Raw genomic sequence first — 3,230 nt, 5'->3', positions numbered from 1 at the left:
CCCATCGGCTGTCCGCTGACGGCTCACCTTGTGACGCTCGGCGACGCCCGGACGTGCGCTGTTGCCAGGAATCATTCACCTGATGCAGGATTCGCGCGTCGTCGAGTGGGTCTTCGGGTGCTGCCGTGGAGGTCGTTATGTCAGATGTGACGGGCGGTCCGCGGGGTCCTGGCCCGGTCGGTCTGGCGGGTGAGCCGTTCCTCGCGGGGACCTCCCGGCTGTTGCGTCCGGACGAGCAGGTGTTCGAGGCGATGCTGGCCGGCTGGCGTGATCAGCAGCTGAGTCGCAACCTGCGCGTCGACACCGTGGACGGGCGCCTGATGGTGATCCGGAGGTTTCAGCGGTTCGCTAACGAATTCCCGTGGGACTGGCGGCCGGTCGAGTTGGAAGCGTTCACCGCTGAGCTGCGCGGCGATGGCTGCGCGTTGTCCACGGTGCGGGGTTATCAGGGCGCGATCCGATTGTTCTGCGACTACGTCGCCGACCCGCGTTATCAGTGGACGGCGGTATGCGAACGGTTGTTCGATACGCATCCGGCTCAGATCTGTTTCGAGTGGAATACCGCCGTCCACGTCCAGGACAACGAGAGTGATCCGCGGCGTCGCGCGTTGACCAAGCAGGAGCTGCAGCGCCTGTTCGACTACGCCGACGAGCAGGTCGAACGAGCGCGCCGTAGCGGACACAAGGGGTGGTTCACCGCGGTCCGTGACGCGGCGGCATTGAAGACGACCTACGCCTGGGGGCTGCGGCGGCGGGAAGTAGCGATGCTGGAGCTGGCCGACTTCGGTACCAATCCGCATGCCTCGGAGTTCGGTGCACACGGCGTGCTCTATGTCCGGTGGGGCAAGGCGGGCAAGGGAAGCGTCCCGAAGCGCCGCAGCGTTCTCACGGTCTTTCCCTGGTCGGTCCGGGTGATCACGCAGTGGGTTGAGCAATGCCGGGAGCTGACCCCGACCGCGGCGCGCAGCTCGTCGTTGTGGCCCAGCGAGCGCTCGGGACGGTTGTCCAAGGAGAAGCTCAGCGCCCGGTTCGCCGCCTACCGCGACGCGATCGGGCTCGCGCCCGAGCTGACGCTGCATTGCCTTCGCCATTCCTACGTGACCCATCTGCTGGAGGCCGGCTACGACCCGCTGTTCGTCCAGCACCAGGTCGGGCACTCCTACGCCTCGACGACGGCGCTCTACACCTCGGTGTCCTCGGATTTCCGCACCCGCACGCTGCGCGGCGTCCTCGACGCCAGCGTCGGGCGCGCCCTGGCGCTCACCGCTGACGGCATCGACCAGCACCCCCCTGTTGACCAGCACTCCGTTGTTGTTGACCAGCACCCCGTCGGGCGACGGCCTGCCGCCGGGCCCACGACGACGGGAGGTGGTCTGTGATGGCCACCCGTCGCCGGCTGGACTTCGAATGGAACCTGCGTCAACTCATGGCCGCGCATCAAATGTGGAAGACGACCCAGCTTGCTCCGCTACTGACCGAACGTGGGGTCAAGTTGTCCCCGGCCCAGATCTACCGCCTGGTCACCGACAAGCCCGAGCGGCTGTCGATGAAGACACTGGTGGCGCTCTGCGACATCTTCGGCTGCTCCCCCAACGACTTGATCACCCCGCACGTCGTCGCCGCCACCGTCCCCAAGGCTGCGGCCAGCGCAAGCGGACCAGACGTGGTGAGGATGCCGGAGACGTTCAGGCCCGAACGCGCTCGCATCCTCGACGAGAACGACGACGACGGCGGGGACCGGTGAGCCCGCCTCGCAAGCCCCGAGCTCGCAGCACCGCGCCAGACCCGAAGCGGTGGCCGGAGTGCTCGCGCTGCGGGCACTGCTACCAGCTCGCCGCTCGCTGGCCCGAGGGGCCGATCTGCATGCACTGCTACAACGCCGCCCGACGACGCGAAGGGGTCTGCGCCGACTGCGGGCATGTCGGCATGGTCCCCGGGCTCAACACCGCCAAGGAGCCGACCTGCCTACGCTGCAGCGGCGTTCCGCTCACGCTGACCTGCGCTGGCTGCGGGCAGGAAGCCTGGCTCGCCAAAGGTGCTACCTGCTGGCGATGCCTGCTGCGCGACATGGTCCACGACCACCTCGCTGGACCCGACGGCCAGATTTCACCGGCGCTGCAGCCGATGGCCGAGGCACTCTGCTCGATGCCCCGGGCGAACAGCGGCGTCACCTGGATGCGGGCCAACCCGCAGGTCGGCCAGCTGCTGCGCGCGCTCGGCACCGGCAACCTCGAGCTGTCCCACGACGCCCTCGACGCGCTGCCCGCCGGCCGCACCGTCGAGTACTTGCGCGCGCTACTGGTGACCCACCACGCCCTGCCGCCACGCGATCGACGGCTCGCGACCTTCCAGCGTTGGCTCGACGCCACCCTCGCCCGGGTCGATCACCCCGAGCACAAGCAGCTGCTCGACCGCTTCGCCCGCTGGCACCATCTACGCGATCTGCGCCGCCACGCCGAGCACGGGCCAGTCGAGGCCGGCCCGGTCCTGCGGGCCAAGCAGTCGATCACCGTCACCGTCGAGTTCCTGGGCTGGCTCGACCGGCGCGGCACCACGCTGGCCGAGCTGTCCCAACACGAGATCGACTCCTGGCACGCCGGCGGACCGGGCACCCGCGAACATATCCAGCGATTCCTCTACTGGTGTCGACGCGTTCTCCCGCACGATCGTCGGGTGGCGGGTCGCGGCGCACATGCGAACGTCGATGGTGCTCGACGCAGTGGAGATGGCCCGCTGGTCACGCGGGACCAGGCTCGACGGGCTGCGCTGTCACTCCGATGCCGGGTCGCAGTTCACGTCGGTGCGCTACGGGGAGAGGCTGGCCGAGATCGGCGCGGTCCCCTCGATCGGCAGCGTCGGGGACTCCTACGACATCAACGCCCTGGCCGAGACCGTGAACGGCTATTACAAGGCCGAACTGATCCGCGGACCGGCGCGTCAGCAGCCGTGGAAGACCGTTGAGGACGTCGAGCTCGCCACGCTGGGCTGGGTGCACTGGCACAACACGAGCCGGCTGCACGGCTACCTCAACGACCGCCCACCGGTCGAATTCGAGCAGGCGTTCTACGCTGCCCACCGGGACGACCCGCAGTCGGTCGAAATCCCATAAGCCGGGCCTCCATCAGACCCAGGGCGACTCACAGCACGGCCCGTCGCCAACAGCAGGCTACCCCGACGGACTACTCAAGCAGGGTAAACGGGTCCAGAGCCATCGTGCGTCGTGTCCTTCC

3 protein-coding genes and 1 pseudogene are annotated in these 3,230 nt (G+C 68.3%); 3 read left to right on the top strand and 1 reads right to left on the bottom strand.

The annotated features are described in order from the left end of the window. Positions 1-125 precede the first annotated feature (125 nt). Together PSU4_RS30710 and PSU4_RS30705 are read left to right on the top strand one after the other, a co-directional pair. On the top strand, positions 126-1,379 hold the full coding sequence (locus PSU4_RS30710; protein WP_246115463.1) for a tyrosine-type recombinase/integrase: 1,254 nt from the start codon (positions 126-128) through the stop codon (positions 1,377-1,379). After that, positions 1,379-1,744: a helix-turn-helix domain-containing protein gene (locus PSU4_RS30705; protein WP_147116153.1), complete on the top strand. Its 366-nt coding sequence runs from the start codon at positions 1,379-1,381 to the stop codon at positions 1,742-1,744. Before PSU4_RS30710 ends, PSU4_RS30705 begins: the two co-directional genes overlap by 1 nt. A 689-nt stretch (positions 1,745-2,433) precedes the next feature. On the opposite strand, the gene PSU4_RS31695 is transcribed toward PSU4_RS30705, so the two are convergent. After that, positions 2,434-2,694, bottom strand: coding sequence for a hypothetical protein (locus tag PSU4_RS31695; RefSeq protein ID WP_186817282.1), 261 nt, complete (start codon positions 2,692-2,694; stop codon positions 2,434-2,436). On the opposite strand from PSU4_RS31695, the pseudogene PSU4_RS30700 reads away from it, so the two are divergent. Further along, positions 2,645-3,109 (top strand): annotated as a pseudogene (locus PSU4_RS30700) (transposase); the annotation flags it as partial. The gene PSU4_RS31695 and the pseudogene PSU4_RS30700 sit on opposite strands and share 50 nt — an antisense overlap. Between the last annotated feature and the right edge of the window lie 121 nt (positions 3,110-3,230).

The organism is Pseudonocardia sulfidoxydans NBRC 16205 (assembly GCF_007989085.1).
Lineage (GTDB): Bacteria > Actinomycetota > Actinomycetes > Mycobacteriales > Pseudonocardiaceae > Pseudonocardia > Pseudonocardia sulfidoxydans.
The sequence above is the reverse complement of the archived record's forward strand: the minus strand, read 5'-3'. Positions and strand labels throughout refer to the sequence as shown.